Below are 681 nucleotides of genomic sequence, written 5' to 3'. Positions count from 1 at the left end.
CGCGAGCGGATCGAGCATCATGCCCAGTCGCGTAACCTCGCCATACCGACGCGCCAGGTAGCCGTCGAGCACATCGGTTGCGCCAGCCAAAACCATGACGAAAAATGCAGCAATCAGATGGCCTTTGGCGAAAACGACAATATATACGGGGATGAGCAGAAGCCTCAGCAGCGTCAAAAGGTTAGGCAGATTCACCAGAACGCCCCCTCACTCTCTCTATCTTCTGTGAATGAACCCTCTCTACGATGGCGCAAGTTCCAGCCTCTGCCTTCAAGATTCTACATTATTATACCTCTCTGCTGCCAAACAATCAAAACCGACTTTAGTCCTTTTATTAGGCAACGCCCTTCATTTTCGGAGCTTGCATGCCGTTATATAAGGAAGCAGGCGGTCCTGACGGATCGCAGCTAATACGTCTATGCTTGGAGGAACATAATGATGCACGCGCAATACCGCAAACGCTGGTCTGCCACGTCCTGGCTTGCCGTCTGGCTCGTGGTCGCCCTCGTCTCGCTCGCTATTCCCGCTCCTGTCTTGGGCGCAGAGGACAAAGTCACCGGCATTTCCTTTGATAGCGTCCCTTCCCCTTACAAACTATATGTCGAGGACGACACCGAGCTCCTGAGGCTGTGGGCCGAAGTCGAAGGCAGCAACAGCCTGCGCGATGTCACCAGCGAAGCC

Annotated in this window: 2 protein-coding genes; one reads left to right on the top strand and one right to left on the bottom strand. The window is 54.2% G+C overall.

Features of this window, described 5'->3' with window-relative positions; translation table 11 throughout:
* On the bottom strand, positions 1–195 hold a 195-nt coding region (locus tag PA598K_RS34695), incomplete at its 3' end, for a CDP-alcohol phosphatidyltransferase family protein (protein ID WP_376739117.1).
* Positions 196–435: 240 nt separating this feature from the next.
* Between PA598K_RS34695 and PA598K_RS36895 the strand changes: the two genes are divergently transcribed.
* Positions 436–681: hypothetical protein (locus PA598K_RS36895; RefSeq protein WP_185602422.1), on the top strand; the 246-nt coding region annotated here is incomplete at its 3' end.

The organism is Paenibacillus sp. 598K (genome assembly GCF_003851045.1).
In the GTDB taxonomy this organism is placed as follows: domain Bacteria; phylum Bacillota; class Bacilli; order Paenibacillales; family Paenibacillaceae; genus Paenibacillus_D.
The sequence above is the reverse complement of the archived record's forward strand: the minus strand, read 5'-3'. Positions and strand labels throughout refer to the sequence as shown.